The sequence below is a fragment of the Streptomyces sp. NPDC058663 genome, assembly GCF_042716745.1.
In the GTDB taxonomy this organism is placed as follows: domain Bacteria; phylum Actinomycetota; class Actinomycetes; order Streptomycetales; family Streptomycetaceae; genus Streptomyces.
Genome location: NZ_JBHXRV010000008.1, coordinates 1 through 15083, shown reverse-complemented (window position 1 = coordinate 15083; position 15083 = coordinate 1). Strand labels below are relative to the sequence as shown.

The following is a 15083-nucleotide window of genomic DNA, read 5'->3' as shown; positions in this document are numbered from 1 at the left end:
AAGTTGGTCCAGCGGTGGGAGGAGATGTTGTCGTTGAGCAACTCGCCCGCGCCCGAACCGCTGCCCCGGCCAGGATCGTGCGCAGCCTGCTCATGCGGTGAGTCCTTTCCGTATGTGGTGCGTCGGTGGCGCTTCGGTCCGTGCGTGGTGCGTCGGTGCGCTTCGGACTTCCACCCGGGCCCGTTCTCGCCCTAGTGCGGGAGGGAACGGGCGCGGGGCAACGCGGCGAGCTGGAGCCGCAGCCCGGTGATGACGTCGGACTGATGGAGCCGCCGCAGTTCGGTGTCGTGCGTGCGGTCGAGGCGCCCGGCCGTGGCGGCCAGGCCGGAGGAACGGGCGCAGGTGGCCTCGGTGACGGCCAGCGCCACCTCCCGGCTCCGGGGGAGCGGAGGCCGGGCGGCAGCCAGCGCCTGGCGTACGGCGCCGGGGGTCGTGTACGGGTGGCCAGCGGCCCGCATGCAGCGGGACCACGGGCGGGTGGCCCGGGCGTAGTCGTGGTCGGCGAGCACCCGTTCGGTGCGCATCTCGCGCAGCGATTCGAGGGTGGACCGGGCCCGGAACCACGCGCCCAGGTCCCTGTACAGGGTGCGCTCGGCGTGCGCGCGGCAGCCTTCGGCACTCCGGGTGAGCAGCATGCCGTCCGGGGTGCGGACGCTCAGGCCGCGGGGGCTCGCCCCATTGACCGCGGCAAGCGCGGCGGCCCGCCGCTCCGCGGTCAGGCTCTTGAAATAGCGCTGGTTCGGGTCTTCCCCGCGTATACGTTCCGCTCGGCGCTGGAGGTCGCTGCCATAACCGTGCAGACGTGCCCAGGCGATGTCGTCGATGACGTAGCGGAATTCCCGCTCCTCCGGCACCGGCCGGCGAGGTACCACCGAATAGGAGAAGCCGCGTGCACGGATGCAGTCGCGCAGGAGGTGTTGCTCGGCGGCGTGCAGGGTGTCCTTTTCCTTATCGGTGAGCTCTCGCACCTCTCCTACCGTCACCTCCGCATTCTTTTCCGCACTCTTCGGTGCGGAGCCGGCTAATTCCTTTCCGCCGGGACCGGCGATCAGGAACACGCCCGCAATCGCCGCAAGGACGGTACCGAGGGCAGGTGCCAGGACGAAACGGCGAGGGTGCAGGCCGCTTCTCGTTGTGCCAGCCCTTTCGGGAGGGCCGTTTCCGTGCCCGGTCAAAGTCCGCTCCTCACCTCGTGGTTGACCGGCCTTCCGGGCCGGAAAGCGAAAGTGATCCGAACTCTTCAGCCGCAGACCCAGAACTTAACGTCTGGAACCGGGGAGCGAAAGCGGTCCCGGCGGAATGGCGAGGATTCGACCCGGGGTGATTCGGCCTCCGGTGATTCGACCTCCGGCGTTTTGATTCTCACCGCGCACGCGCACGGGATTCCCGCCGGTCCTGTGAACTGCCGGGGTCCTCGGCGAACGCCCACTTCACGTCGTACGGGGCGAGTGCGTCGCCGATCCGGCGGTGCAGGCCGGGATCGGCCACATGGGGCAGGGAGATCCACGGGTGGCCGTCGGCCAGTTCGCAGGTGATCCGGCTCTCGGGGACGGCGTCGGCGAGGCCGTGGGCGGCCAGGGCCGTGACGATCGCGCGTCGCGTGGCATCGAGGCGCAGCGGGACCTTGGAGGGTTTGCCGATGTCCGTCAGCGGCAGGGCCGGCAGCACGACGACGTCCTTGGGAGCCGCGGCCCGCTCGGGCACGTGCCGCGCGGCGAAGGCGATCAGCTCGTCGGGCCCGGGCCCGGGTCCGGCCGTGCGGGGTCGAAGGGTGACGTAGGCGACGGGGACCTCGCCGGCATGCGGGTCGGGGCGTCCGACGGCGCTCGCTCCGGTGACGGCGGGGTGGGCGAGCAGGGCGTCCTCGATGACGGCGGGGTCGATGTTGTGGCCGCCACGGATGATCAGGTCCTTGGCGCGGCCCAGCAGGTGGATGAATCCGTCGGCGTCCACGCGGGCCAGGTCACCGGTGTTGAGCCAGCCGTCGCGCACGCTGCCGAGGGTGTCCAGGCGCGGTCCCGTGCCGTCGTGCCCAACGACGTAGCCGGGGAAGACGGTGGGACCGCTGAGGGCGAGGACGCCGGGTTCGCCCTGGGGGAGGTCGTGCCAGTGCCCTTCGCTGTCGATCCGTATCGTCTTCACCCGCTGGTACGGCATGCGCTGCCCGGCAGCCTCCGGGCGGCGGTGCTCGTGCAGGAAGCTCCGCGCGCTGCCGCAGGTGGCCTCGGTGAGCCCGTACCCCTGACAGAGGGGGACGCCCGTGTGCTGCTCGAACGCGGTACGGACCGCCGGCGGCAGCGGTGACGCGCCGACGATCGCGAAGCGCATCGAGGTGATGTCCGCGTCGAGCGGCACCCGGGCGAGGGCGGCGTAGACGGTGGGGACCGCGGACATGGCGGCGATCCGGAAATGCTCGACGATCTTCCAGATGACCGAGAACAGCGCCGGTTCGCGGTAGCCGAGGGGGCCCGTCCACACCCCGCGCTGCCCGCGCAGCAGCGGTGCCAGCAGGGTGACGACCAGGGCGTTGACGTGGAACAGCGGAAGCCCGGAGAAGAGCACGGAGCCGGAGTCCAGCACGCTGTTGGCCGCGATCATCCAGGCGTCGGTCACCTCGTTGGAGTGGGTGTGCGCGGCGAGTTTGGGGGCGCCGGTGGTGCCGCCGGTGTGGAAGTACGCGGCCAGGTCACCGGCTTGCGGGAGCTCCACGCCGGGCAGGAGGCCGGACGGCTCGGCGGCGGCCGCGACGTCCAGATGGGCGACGTGGACCCCCTCGATCCGGTCCAGCTCGGGCGCGGGGGCGGGGGCGCCGACGGGACGCAGCGCGAACAGTGCCGTACAGCCGAGCGCCGCCGCCACCGTGCGCGCCGTCCGCCAGGCGTCGGCGTCCAGTTCGGGTCCGGCCGCGACCAGGACCCTCGCCCCGCCCAGGCCCAGCAGCCGTTCGGCGTGTTCGGCGGAGAGCGCCGGGTTGACCGGTGCCGCGCAGCCCGCGAGCTGGGCGGCCAGCAGGGTGGCGGGCAGCAGGCCCGTGTTCGGTGTCAGCAGGCCCACGGCGGTGGTCCGGCGGACGCCGTGCCGGTGGAAGAGATTGGCGATGCGGTGCACCTGGTCGCGGAGCTGCCCGAACGTCACGGTCTGGCCGTGTTCCCACTGCTCGGCGCTGGGCAGTGCGGTGAGAGCAGGCCGGTCGGGCCACAGCGCGGCGGCGCGCACCAGGACGTCGTACGTGGAACCCGGGAGCCCGCGGTCCTCCAGCGGAACGGACTCGATCGCCGTCAGGGCGCCCGGCTGGTCGTACGTCGGCCAGAGCGGGTCGGGTGCGGGGGCGTTCACGGGAGCTGCCTTTCGAGGGGGCGGATGAGTGCGGGACCGCTGCGAGGGGTGGGCAGGAGTGGGCCGAGGCCGCGGCGCGGGTCGGGTTGGTCACGGCGAGGCCGCCGCCGTCAGGACAGGAGGTCGTCGAGCGGTGCGTACGACCAGGGGCGCAGGACCTCCAGGGCCTTGCCGATACGGAAGACGGCGGGGTCGTCGTAGGGGTGGCCGACGATCTGGAGGCCGGTGGGGATTCCCCAACTCGACATGCCGGAGGGGACATTGAGGACCGGGCAACGGTTGTTGATGTTGAAGGGCACCGTCATGGCGCTCCACAGGGTGTCGGCCACCTCCTCCCCGTGCACCACGACCCTGTCGCCCGCGAGGTCGTCGCCCGCGTGCCAGCCTGGCACGGCGGTGGTCGGGCAGATCAGTGCGTCGAACCCGGCCATGGCGGTGGCGAGGCCGCGCTGCAACCGGTGTTCGGCGCGCAGGGAATCGAGGTAGCTCACCCGTGTACGGGCGTAGGTCATGGTGTCGGCGAAGGCCGCCGCGTACGGGGTGAGCAGGTCCCGGTCGGTTTCGGCGGCCTCGATGACGAGGGCGCCGAGGATCGTCGAGAAATGTCCGGCGATCGCGGTCAGCAGGTCGCCGCGGGTCCAGGGGAGGGTGATCTCCTCCACGTGTGCGCCGGCGTCGGCGAGGGCCTGCGCGGCGGCGCGGGTACGGTCCTCGATCTCCGGATGGACGTCGTACTCGCCGAGCCGCACGCACAGGGCGATACGTGTTCCCCTCACGTCGTCGTACGACGACGGCAGGGTCAGCTTGGGGCGGATCGAGGCGTGGTCGCGTGGGTCGGGGCCGGCCAGGACGTTCTGGAACGCGATGACGTCGTCCACGGTACGGGCCATGGGGCCGTCGCCGCGGTAGTGGTCGGCGGTGAGCACGCCGAGGCCCGGGTTGCGCCCGTAGGGGGCTTTGAAGCCGACGGTGCCGGTGAACGCGGCCGGGATGCGGGTGGAGCCGCCGATGTCGGAGGCCGAGGCGAGCAGGGTCGTGCCGGCGGCGAGGGCGGCGCCCGCTCCGCCGGAGGAGCCGCCCGGGGAGAAGCCGAGGTTCCAGGGATTGCGGGTGATGCCCCACATCCGGGAGTGCGTGTACGTGGTGAGGGAGAACTCGGGGGTCGCCGTACGGGCGTGAATGATGCCGCCGGCACCGAGGACGCGGTCGATCACGGGAGCGTTCTCGGTGGCGACGCGGCCCTGGTGGGCGAGGGAACCCTCGGTCAGGGTGCGGCCGCGGACGGCGTGCTTCTCCTTGGCCGCGACCGGGATGCCCTCAAGGGGGCGCGGGGCGAGACCATTTCGGCCGAGGTACCGGTCCTCGGCGTGCCGGGCCTGTTCCAGGGCCTCGTCGTGGAACTGCTCGGTGAAGGCGTTGATGTGCGGTTCGGCCTTCTCCGCCCGCTCGACGACGGCGCGCATGAGCTCGACGGGTGACAGCTCGCGGCGGGCGAAGAGCTGGAGTGCCTCGGTCGCGCTGAGCTGGACCAGGGCATCGTCGGCGGGCAGGTGAGTGGGCATGGGCGTCCTTCCCGTGCGGAGGCCGAGGCGGCAGGTCGGCCGGCCGGCGCTGGGTGACAGCCTCGGGGACCGGTTCCGGGCGGCCGCCGGATTGCATGAATCCGCCAGGGCCGGGGTGCGGGTGCCGGAAAGCGCCAGGCGCCCGGGAGGGAAGGCTTCGGCCGGGGGAGGAGGGCTCGGATGCCGGGTGAGGGCGGCTCAGGCCACCGGGTGCCAGGGGTCGACCGGGACGCAGCCGGTGCCGCGGCCGTGCTCGTCGAGCAGGCGGCCCATGCGCTTGATCCAGCGCAGGTTCACGGCCCGGTTGAGCACGCGCACGGAGGTGATCCGCTCGGCGGCCCGGACCTCGTAGCGCGCGAGGTCGTCCAGGGCGTGCAGCCACACCACGCTCAGCAGGTTCGCCTCGGCGGACACGGAAGCGGCCATACGAGTGCTCCGCAGACGACTCAACTCGTCGCACGCGGACATGAGTTGGCCGGGCGGCACGGACATCCACAGCGTCGCCGAGCTGCGCCAGCCCGCGTGCAGATTGGCCGCGTCGCAGCGCAGTACCGCCCGGCCGCCGTGGAGCAGGGAGTGCAGCAGGCGTCGCACCGTCGACTCGGGGCGTCCCAGCTCGGCGGCGATCGAGGTGACGGAGCGCCGGCCGTCCTCGGCGAGGGCGAGCAACAGGACGCGGTCCTCGGGCGTGAGCGTGGCCGACGTGGCCGTGGGTGTGCCGCCGTCCTCGGTCTCCGCCAGGTCGCGCCGCTGGCCCCGGGAGAGGGAGTCCATCCGCCACTCGCTTCCGTCCCGGTGCACGTGCTGCACCAGGTGGGTGCGCGTGGCGGTCACCGACTCGATACGGCCGAGGGCGAGCACGTACCCGCTCATCAACGACATGGTCGCCGTGGCCACCGTCAGGAGCAGGTCGCACGATCCCGCCACCAGTTCCACGCTCATCGCCTGCGGATGTCGGGCGAGCTGGAGGGCCAGTGCCTCCCGGGCCTGCGGCACGCACGACACCTCGATCAACGCGAGGGCGCCGTAGGTGACTTGGGAGGGCGCCGCGTAACAGGTGACCCAGGCCTCACCGGACTCCCGCAGCCGGGACCAGCGCCGGGAGAGCGTCGCCGCGTCCACGCCGAGCGGGCGGGCCAGTTGCGCCCAGGGCGCGCGGGGAGCCATCTGTAGGGCGTGGACGAGTGCGAGGTCGAGTTCATCGAGTGTTCCCCGGGACGGGGTTTCGCCGACCTTCCGGCCGAGGAGTCCTGCGGATTCATGCATGCGATCACCTTCCCGATGCGGATTCTTGCAATTGCGGGGCCGGTGGGGAAGTGGCCTGTTCTGTATGCCGCAACGCACTGCGGCACCGTCGCACCGCGGCGCTCCCTGCCCTCGCCCCCACCCCGGCCTCAGCCCTCAGCCCTGGAGAGTCCTCCATGCCCCGTTCGCGGTTCCTCTCCGGCGCCATCACGGTCGCCGCAACGTCCCTGCTGGCCTCCGCCTGCACCACAGGCCCGTCCGGCGGTCCCTCGTCGAGCGGCGGCAGCAGCGGGGGCACCGTCAAGATCGGTGTCACCTCCGACGCCACCTCGTTCGACCCGGCGAAGGGCGCGGGCGCGACGGACTACCTCCTCACGTCGCTGCTGTACCAGCCACTGGTCGGCCAGGACGACGGCGGTACGTTCGTCGCCGGTCTCGCCGGCTCCTGGACGTCCACGCCGACGAAGACCTCGCTGACCCTGCGCAAGGGGCTGACCTGTTCCGACGGGTCGGCGCTCACCGCCTCGCAGGTCGTCGCCTCGCTGAAGCGCTACCGGACGGCCTCGGCCGGCGCCCTGCTCACCTTCGGCGCAGCGAACGCGGGGGAGAAGACCACGATCACCGGCGACGACGCGGCCGGCACCGTCAGCATCACCACCGCCGCTCCGTGGGGCGAGGTGCTCGCCGGCCTGTCCGGCACCGGCGCCGGAATCGTCTGCGGGGCGGGCCTCGACGCGGGCGCCGCCGCGCTCGCCAGGGGCGCCGTCAAGGGCGCGGCCACCGGTCCGTACGAGATGGTGACGGCACGGCGCGGGGCCTCGTACGAACTGCGGCTGCGCAAGGGCTTCGCGGCGTACCCGGGGTTCGCCTCGCTGCCGGCGGGCAAGCCGGCCGACCGCCTGCGGGTCCAGATCTCCCGGAACGAGTCGACCCTCGCCAACCAGCTGCAGACCGGCGCCCTCGACCTGGCTCCCCTCACGGGCACGGACGCGACGCGGTTCACGGGCCAGGACGGGTTCACGGTCCGCTCCGCGCCTTTCATCCGCAACTACCTCGCGTTCAACCAGCGTTCCGGGCACCCGGGCGCGGACCCGAAGGTCCGCAGGGCGATCGCCCAGGCGGTCAGCAGGGCCGCGTTCAACAACGTCTTCGGCGGAGCGGGACAGACCCTGACCTCGTACGTGGACGACAGGGCGGCCTGCGTCTCCACCGACGCTTCCCTGCTGGCGAAAACGGACCCGGCAGCCGCGAAGCAGGTCCTCAAGGGCGTCCCGATCAAGCTGGAGGGCTCCAACGCGGTGGCCGGCGGGGCGGGCAACTCCTATGTCGCCGAAGCCCTGCGCGCCGCCGGCGCCGAGGTGAAACTCACCAACGCCGACAACGCCACCTGGGCCACCGACGTCACCGCCAACCAGGGCGACTGGGACGCCACCGTCTTCCCGCTGATCAGCGGCGCCCTCGCGCGCGGCGGCGCCGCCTTCCTGGGCCCCGCACCGGACAAGGGCGGCCTCAACTACGGCGCGGTGCAGAACGCGGCGTACGCGAAGAACTACGTGGCTGCCACCTCCACCACGGACCGCAACGCCAAGTGCGCCGCCTGGCAGAAGGCCCAGGAAGCGCTCCTCACGGCCCACGACGTGATCCCACTGGCCACGGTCAACGTGCACTACGTCGCCCGCGAGGGTGTCTCCTTCGCGACGCCGAGCGGCTCCCTGGCCCTCTCCACGCTCCGGATCACCCCCTGATGGCGGCGGCGACCACCACCGCTGCCGCGACGGCCGGGCGCGCGGCACGGCTCGGCCCCTGGGGCACCTTCCTCGTCCGGCGTCTCGCCGGGCTCACCGCCGTGGCGGTCACACTCGTCGCCGGCACCTTCCTGATGGTGCAGCTCATCCCCGGCGACCCGGCGCGCGTGGTCGCCGGCGCCGAGGCGACGCCCGCGGACGTGGCGCAGGCCCGCCACGACCTGGGCCTGGACCGGCCGCTGCTCACCCAGTTCGGCACCTACACGGCCGGTCTGCTCCGCGGCGACATGGGCATCTCCTTCCAGACGAAGGAGCCCGTCGCCCAGATCATCGGCGGCCGCCTGCCGTTCACCGCCGAGATAGCACTCGTCGCGGTCCTCATGGTGCTGGCGCTCGCCGTGCCGATCGGACTCGCCGCCGCGGCACGCGGCAGCCGCCGTACCGACGGCGCGTTCACCTTTGTCACCGGCACTGCCGGCGCCACCCCCGAGTACATCATCGGCACCCTCCTCGTCCTCGGCTTCGCCATCGGGCTGGGCTGGTTCCCGGCAGCCGGCGCCGAGACCCCCGCCTCGATGGTGCTCCCGGTCGCGGCCCTGGTGCTGCCCGCCACCTGCGTCATGGCCCGCATCGTGCGCAGCGAGGCCGCACACGTCCTCGCCCAGGACTACATGCGCACCGCGCGGGGCCGACGGCTGCCTCCCCTGCGCCTGTACGCCCGGCACGCCCTGCCCAATCTGCTGACCGCCACGCTCACCCTCGGCGGGCTGATCCTCGCCGGGCTGCTCGGCGGCACGGTCGTCGTCGAGTCCGTCTTTGCCTGGCCCGGCATCGGCCAGCGCGTCGTCGAGGCGCTCCTGGTCCGCGACTACCCGGTCATCCAGGGCTGCGTGCTGGTCCTGGGGCTGCTCGCCGCCCTGCTGAACCTGCTCGTCGACGTCGTACTCGCACTGCTCGACCCGCGCGTACTGGCCGGAAAGGGAGGTCACTGATGCGACGCATCCGATGGAACGCACCCCTCGTCACCGCCCTCACCGGTCTCGGCCTGGTCGTCCTCCTGGGCCTCGTCGCGCCCCTCGTACTGGAGGAGGTGGCAAGCGGACTCAGCGGCGCCGCCCGCGCGCACGCGAGTGCCGCACACTGGCTCGGCACCGACGCCCTGGGCCGCGACGTGCTGGCCAGGACCCTGGTCGCCACCCGCCTCACCCTGGAGATGACCGTCGCCGCGACCGCGATCGCCGCGGTCGCCGGCATCCTGCTCGGCACCGGCATCTGGGTGTCGGGCCGCCGTGTCCGCGAGCTGGGCCTGCGCCTGATCGACGTGATGATCTCCTACCCGGCGCTCATCCTGGCCCTGGTGATCGCCACCGTCCTGGGAACCGGGCCCACCGCCTCCGTCCTCGCGATCGGCCTGGGCGGCGCCCCCGCCTTCGCCCGGCTCACCGCGAACATGGCGGCCTCCGTGGCACAGCGCGACTTCGTTGCGCAGGCGCGCCTGATGGGCGTACCGCCCTCCCGCGTACTCCTGCGCCACCTCCTGCCGAACATCTCGGGACCGCTCCTGGTGCTGTTGTCGGTGGCCTTCGCGAACGTGCTCGTCGCGCTGTCCGGCCTGTCCTTCCTGGGCGTCGGAGTACAGGCGCCGGACTACGACTGGGGCGCCCTGCTCAACTCCGGCCTGGAGTCGCTCTACACCAACCCCGCCGAGGCGATCGGCCCGGCGGTGGCCATCACCGTCACCGGAGTCCTGGCGGGCTTCGTCGGCGACGGCCTCGCGGCGGCGCTCGATCCCCGGGGAGGCGGGACCAAGGCGTCCGCGACACGACCCGCCGCCGTGCCCATGCCCTCGCACCGGGCACCCGGCGACGCCCTGGTCACGGTGGACGGACTGGCCGTCGTCCTGCCGGACGGCACCCGTCTCGTCGACGACGTCTCCTTCCACGTCATGCCCGGAGAAATCGTCGGCCTGGTCGGGGAGTCAGGCTCAGGCAAGTCGCTCACGGCGATGAGCGTGGCCAGGCTGCTGCCCGGGGGGATGACCGCCCACGCGGCCCGACTGACCCTGGACCACCTCGACCTGGCCGCCCGCGAAGCCGACCGCGGGCGGCTCGCCACCGAGATCGGCATCGTCTTCCAGGACCCGTCGTCCTCCTTCAACCCCGCGCTGCGCATGGGCGGTCAGCTCACCGAAACCCTGCGCGTGCACCAAGGGGTGCGGGGGCCCGAGGCGCACCGGCGGGCCGTCGAGACCCTGGAACAGGTACGCATCAAGGATCCGGCCCGGGTCATGAAGCAGTACCCGCACGAGCTGTCCGGCGGCATGCGGCAACGCGCGATGATCGCCGCCGCCCTGCTGCCCGGCCCGCGGCTGATCGTCGCCGACGAACCGACCACCGCCCTCGACGTGACCGTCCAGGCCGAGGTTCTCGACGTCCTGCGGGAGATCAACCGGCTGCGCGGGACGAGCGTGCTGTTCATCTCCCACGACATCGGTGTCGTCGGCACGCTGTGCCACCGGATCATGGTGATGTACGCGGGACGGGTCGTCGAGGAGCTCTCCGCAGCCGACCTGCGGGCGGGCCGGGCCCGCCACCCCTACACCCGGGCCCTGCTGGCGGCGAGCCCGCGGCTGGGGGACAGCGACGTCGGGGAACGGGCACCGCTCGCCACGATCCCCGGCCGCCCGCCGGGGCCCGCCGCCCGGCCGGCCGGCTGTGCCTTCGCCGCCAGGTGCCCCGTGGCGCTCGACGCCCTCTGCACGACCGAACGACCGCGTCTGATCGACGACGTGGCCTGCCACGTCGTACGCCAGGAGGTACCGGCCCCGTGACCACGCCCCCGCACCAGCCGGCGCCCGCGACCACGCCCCAGCCCGCGCCCGCGAGCCCGCCCCCGTACAAGCTGGCCGTCGAGGAGCTCACCGTCGTCTTCGGTCACGGCAGACGCGCGAGAACCGTGCTGCACGGTGTGTCCACCGGGGTCCGCCTCGGGCAGACCCTCGGCCTGGTCGGCGAGTCGGGATCCGGGAAGTCGACCATCGCCAAGGCGGCCGTCGGCATCCACCCGGTCCGCGCGGGCCGGGTCCTCCTCGACGGTGAGGATCTCACCGCCCTCCCGCGCCGGGAACTCGTCGCGGTGCGCCGCCGGGTGCAGCTCGTCTCCCAGGACCCGTACGCCTCACTCAACCCGCGCATGACGGTGGGGGAGGCCATCGCCGAGGCCGTCGACCCCGCGCGGGCCGACGCCCGGAAGCACGCGGCGACGGTCGAACGGTGGCTTGAGACCGTCGCCCTGGACGGCTCGGCCGCGGGCAGGTACCCGCACGAGTTCTCCGGCGGCCAACGGCAGCGCATCGCGGTGGCCCGCGCGTTGGCGGTGGAGCCCGAAGTGCTGATCGCCGACGAGATCACCTCGGCGCTGGACGCCTCCGTGCAGGCCGAGGTGCTCAATCTCCTTGCGGAGCTCAGGCGTTCGCTGTCCCTGACGATGCTCTTCATCTCGCACGATCTGGCCGTCGTACGCCATGTCAGCGACGAGGTCGCCGTCCTGTGCCAGGGCGAGCTGGTGGAGCAGGGCCCGGTGCGGGACGTCTACCGGGATCCCCAACACCTCTACACGCGCCGCCTCCTGGCGAGCGTGCCGACATTCGAACCGAAGGAGGAAGCGGCATGAAGGACCCGACCGCCGTCGCCCGCCGCACACAGGAGATCACTGCCGACCTGAAGCCCGCCGCCCTGGCGGACTTCTACCAGGACCTCCACCGCCACCCGGAGCTCGCCTTCCGGGAGCACCGCACCGCGGCCAAGCTCGCCGCGCGGTTGCGCGAGGCCGGATACACCGTGACCGAGGGTGTCGGCGGCACCGGAGTGGTCGGAGTGCTCACCCACGGCGAAGGACCGACCGTGTGGCTGCGCGGGGACATGGACGCACTGCCGGTACGGGAGGCCACCGGACTCCCGTACGCCTCCACCGACGACGGGGTGATGCACGCCTGCGGCCACGACCTGCACGTCACGTGGCTGGCCGGAGCGGCGGACGCGCTGGCCGCCGCCCGCGGCACCTGGTCGGGCACGCTCGTCGTCGTCGGACAGCCCGCCGAGGAGTCCGGCGGCGGGGCGGCGGCCATGGTCGCCGACGGCCTGCACACCCGCTTCCCCCAACCCGAGGTGGTGCTCGGCCAGCACGTCACTCCCGGCCCCGCCGGGTTCTACCCGCACACCCCGGGCCTCACCATGTCGGCCTCCGACGACATCGACGTCGTCGTGCACGGCGTCGGCGGGCACGGCTCCCGGCCCGAGTCGACGACGGACCCGGTGGTGACGGCCGCGTACATCGTCACGCGACTGCAGACCGTGGTCTCCCGCGAGGTCGCGGCGGCACACTCGGTGGTCCTGACGGTGGGTCAATTCCATGCCGGTACGAAGCACAACATCATCCCCGCCGAGGCCCGGCTCTCGCTGAACCTGCGCACGCAGGACGCGCACGTGCGCGACCGCGTCCTCGCGGCCGTCCGCCGCATCGTCGCGGGCGAATGCAGGACCGCCGGCTGCCCGGCTCCGCCGGACGTCACCGTCCGGCCCGGCTATCCGAACACCGTCAACGACACCGCCCTCGACGGCGAGATCGCGGCCGTGCACCGCGAACTGTTCGGTGCCTCCACGGTGTTCGACTTCGGTCCGGCGATGGGCAGCGAGGACTTCTCGCTGCTCGCGCCCGAGGGCGTGCCCTACGACTACTGGTATGTGACGTCGACACCGGCGGAGGTGTGGGAGGCGGCACCAGGAGCGGACCTGGCCGAGAAGTTCGCCCAGGTGCCGGGAAACCACAGCCCCGCGTTCGCCCCCGACCCCTCGGTGCTCCTCCCGGGCGTCCGGACCCTGGTGTCGGCGGCGCTGAGCCGGCTGGCCTGACAGGCCCGGCCGGCCCGCGCGCTCCGGTGGCCCGTATCAGTGGGTTCCCGTGTCAGTGCGTTACGGCGGCCCCCAGTGCGCGCAGCAGGAAGGGCCGCAACTCGGCGATCATGGCTTCGCCCTCCGGCGGCCGGTCCGCGTCCGGCTGCGCGGGGCGCGGAGTGAGGAAGACCCGGCTCACCATGGCGCCGACCACGAGGTCGGCCAGGATGTGCAGGTCGGGTACGGGAGCGATCTCGCCCCGGGCGACGGCCCGCCGCACCAGGGCGTCGGCACGTTCCCTGACGGGCTGGACGACGGCGTCGTCCAGGACCCGGGCGAGAGCGGGATTGTGCGCGGATTCGCCGATCAGGACGTGCAGGAGCCGTCCGCCGGGCCCGTCGAGCGTGCGGGCCTTGTCGGTGAGGAGCGCCGTGAGGTCCCCGTACAGGGTGCCGGTGTCCTCGCCGGGGCCGAGGTCGTGGGCCCAGCTGACGGCCGTACCCACGACGAGGTCGTCCTTCGACTTCCACCGGCGGTAGAGGGTCGCGGTGGAAACCCCGGCGCGCTTGGCCACGGCGGACGTGGTCAGGCCGCCGTACCCCTTGTCGTGCAGGACCTCCAGGGTCGCTTCGAGCAGGGCGCGGTCCAGGCCCGCGTCCCGGGGCCTGCCGCGGGCGGGCGGGTCGTTCTCGGAGTGGCCGGGGCGCACAGAGGGTTTCGTCACACCTTGACGATATACGAAACGAAACACTTTCGTTTTGTATATGCTCGGGACACATGACCCCCCACAGCGAAACCTCTGCCCGCTCCGAAGCCACCTCTCACAGCGGAGCCGCCACGGCCGCCGCATCCACCACGGCCGCCGCCTCCACCGCGCCCGTCTCCGGCACCCGGGATGCCACCCCCCTGGACGCGCCCCGCCTCGTCGCAGGGCTGCGTGCCGCCTTCCGCACCGGCCGCACCAAGCCGGTCGCCTGGCGCCGCGCCCAGCTCGAAGCGCTGCGCACGCTCCTCACCGACCACAACGACACCCTCCTGCGCGCGCTGCACGCGGACCTCGGCAAGGGCCCCGAGGAGGCGTACCGCACCGAGGTCGGCTTCACCGTGAACGAGATCGACCACACCCTCGCCCACCTCGACACCTGGCTCGCCCCGCGCCCCGCGGCGCTGCCCGAGCGGCTGCTGCCCGCCGAGGGCAGCGTCGTACGCGAACCGCTCGGTGTCGTCCTGGTCATCGCACCCTGGAACTACCCGCTCCAGCTGGCCCTGGCACCGGTGGTCGGCGCACTGGCGGCGGGCAACAGCGTGGTCGTCAAGCCCAGCGAGCTGGCTCCCGCGACCTCGGCCGAGATAGCCCGCCTGCTGCCCCAGTACCTCGACCCCGAAGCGGTCGCCGTGGTGGAGGGTGCGGTCCCCGAGACCACCGCGCTCCTGGAGCAGCGCTTCGACCACATCTTCTACACCGGCAACGGCACGGTGGGCCGCATCGTCATGGCCGCCGCCGCCAAGCACCTGACCCCCGTCACGCTGGAGCTCGGCGGCAAGAGCCCCGCGCTCGTCGACACCGACACCGACCTGGCCGCCGCCGCCCGGCGGATCGTGTCGGGGAAGTTCCTCAACGCGGGCCAGACCTGCGTCGCCCCCGACTACGTCCTGGCCGTCGGTGACACCGCCCACGCCCTGGAGTCCCACCTCGCCGCCGCAGTCACCGAGCTGTACGGGAGCGACCCGGCTGCCCGCGCCGAGTACGGACGCATCGTCAACGACCGGCACTTCGACCGGCTCGCCGGCCTCCTGTCCAGCGGCCGCACCGTGATCGGCGGCACCCACGACCGTGCCACCCGGTATATCGCCCCCACCGTGCTCACGGACGTCTCCGCCGATTCGCCGGTGATGCAGGAGGAGATCTTCGGCCCGGTGCTGCCCGTCGTGCGGGTCCCCGACCTGGACGCGGCGCTCGCGTTCATCAACGACCGGGACAAGCCGCTCGCGCTGTACGCGTTCACCGCGTCGGACACCACGAAGCAGCGGCTGCTGACCGAAACGTCCTCGGGTGCGCTCGCCTTCGGCATCCCGGTGGCCCACCTGACCGCTCCGGAACTGCCCTTCGGCGGCGTGGGAGAGAGCGGTATGGGCCGCTACCACGGCGAGTACTCGATCGACACCTTCAGCCACAGCAAGGCGGTGCTGGACAAGCCGCTGCCCCCGTCGGCCGGCTGACAGGGCCGAAGGAGGCGGTGGCGCAGGGGTTCTCCCTGCGGAGGGCGGGTGCCGGGCGGTCGCAGCGACGCCCGCCCGGCACC

At 72.7% G+C, this 15083-nt stretch carries 11 protein-coding genes; 6 read left to right on the top strand and 5 right to left on the bottom strand.

Features of this window, described 5'->3' with window-relative positions; translation table 11 throughout:
* Window positions 1–191: 191 nt before the first annotated feature.
* From ACFWVV_RS07720 to ACFWVV_RS07705, 4 genes are all read right to left on the bottom strand, one after another.
* Entirely contained in the window at window positions 192–983 is a 792-nt protein-coding gene (locus ACFWVV_RS07720) for a hypothetical protein (RefSeq protein WP_384356379.1), read from the bottom strand.
* A 379-nt stretch (window positions 984–1362) separates the two neighbouring features.
* The gene (locus ACFWVV_RS07715; RefSeq protein ID WP_384356376.1) at window positions 1363–3336 is read right to left on the bottom strand and encodes an acyl-CoA synthetase; all 1974 of its coding nucleotides are present in this window, start codon (window positions 3334–3336) and stop codon (window positions 1363–1365) included.
* Between the two features lie 110 nt (window positions 3337–3446).
* Window positions 3447–4898 (bottom strand): amidase, encoded by a 1452-nt coding sequence (locus tag ACFWVV_RS07710; RefSeq protein ID WP_384356373.1) that lies wholly within the window; start codon window positions 4896–4898, stop codon window positions 3447–3449.
* 198 nt (window positions 4899–5096) lie between these two features.
* Window positions 5097–6164 carry an Lrp/AsnC family transcriptional regulator gene (locus ACFWVV_RS07705; protein WP_384356370.1) on the bottom strand — a complete coding sequence of 356 codons (1068 nt, stop codon included), beginning with the start codon at window positions 6162–6164 and terminating at the stop codon, window positions 5097–5099.
* Window positions 6165–6319: 155 nt separating this feature from the next.
* Here ACFWVV_RS07705 and ACFWVV_RS07700 point away from each other — a divergent pair, with 155 nt between their 5' ends.
* From ACFWVV_RS07700 to ACFWVV_RS07680, 5 genes are read left to right on the top strand one after another with little or no spacing between them, the layout of a single operon-like run.
* Window positions 6320–7888 carry an ABC transporter substrate-binding protein gene (locus ACFWVV_RS07700; protein ID WP_384356367.1) on the top strand — a complete coding sequence of 523 codons (1569 nt, stop codon included), beginning with the start codon at window positions 6320–6322 and terminating at the stop codon, window positions 7886–7888.
* A complete protein-coding gene (locus tag ACFWVV_RS07695; protein ID WP_384356364.1) occupies window positions 7888–8880 on the top strand; it encodes an ABC transporter permease in 993 nt (330 codons plus the stop codon). The genes ACFWVV_RS07700 and ACFWVV_RS07695 overlap by 1 nt, the downstream gene beginning before the upstream one ends.
* Window positions 8880–10718, top strand: coding sequence for a dipeptide/oligopeptide/nickel ABC transporter permease/ATP-binding protein (locus tag ACFWVV_RS07690; RefSeq protein ID WP_384356361.1), 1839 nt, complete (start codon window positions 8880–8882; stop codon window positions 10716–10718). Before ACFWVV_RS07695 ends, ACFWVV_RS07690 begins: the two co-directional genes overlap by 1 nt.
* The gene (locus ACFWVV_RS07685; protein ID WP_384356358.1) at window positions 10715–11560 is read left to right on the top strand and encodes an ABC transporter ATP-binding protein; all 846 of its coding nucleotides are present in this window, start codon (window positions 10715–10717) and stop codon (window positions 11558–11560) included. Before ACFWVV_RS07690 ends, ACFWVV_RS07685 begins: the two co-directional genes overlap by 4 nt.
* Complete coding sequence (locus ACFWVV_RS07680) at window positions 11557–12798, top strand: amidohydrolase (protein ID WP_384356355.1); 1242 nt, start codon at window positions 11557–11559, stop codon at window positions 12796–12798. Before ACFWVV_RS07685 ends, ACFWVV_RS07680 begins: the two co-directional genes overlap by 4 nt.
* Window positions 12799–12850: 52 nt before the next feature.
* Here the strand turns inward: ACFWVV_RS07680 and ACFWVV_RS07675 are convergent, their stop codons facing one another.
* Window positions 12851–13504, bottom strand: a complete 654-nt coding sequence (locus ACFWVV_RS07675; RefSeq protein ID WP_384356352.1) for a TetR/AcrR family transcriptional regulator — start codon at window positions 13502–13504, stop codon at window positions 12851–12853.
* A gap of 53 nt (window positions 13505–13557) precedes the next feature.
* Between ACFWVV_RS07675 and ACFWVV_RS07670 the strand changes: the two genes are divergently transcribed.
* The gene (locus tag ACFWVV_RS07670; RefSeq protein ID WP_384356349.1) at window positions 13558–15000 is read left to right on the top strand and encodes an aldehyde dehydrogenase family protein; all 1443 of its coding nucleotides are present in this window, start codon (window positions 13558–13560) and stop codon (window positions 14998–15000) included.
* Window positions 15001–15083: the final 83 nt, after the last annotated feature.